Genomic DNA, 243 nt, shown 5'->3' on the forward strand with positions numbered 1-243 from the left:
AAAAATGGCGCTAGAAAAGTACCCATGTAATTCCCCATCCAGCCAATCCAGTGATCACCTTGAGGAGTGCACCCTGCTATCACAATAAGATCTCGACGCTCTAAGTCAGGCAACGAAGTATTTAAAGGACGATAGATTTTTTCGTAAATATTATCCGAGTTCTCTAAATCTCCAAAAGGATGACACATCCGGATCGCTACATCGGCTTTAGTGGTGGATCGCATTGCCTGTCTAACGTTAACT

The 243-nt window shown here is 43.2% G+C and carries 1 pseudogene; it reads right to left on the reverse strand.

The window, feature by feature from the left end:
* Positions 1 to 224, reverse strand: a pseudogene (locus ACTF5Q_RS11750) (ester cyclase); the annotation flags it as partial.
* Between the last annotated feature and the right edge of the window lie 19 nt (positions 225 to 243).

The organism is Candidatus Salinivivens marinus, assembly GCF_965655845.1.
Taxonomy (GTDB): domain Bacteria; phylum Pseudomonadota; class Alphaproteobacteria; order Rhodobacterales; family Rhodobacteraceae; genus Salinivivens; species Salinivivens marinus.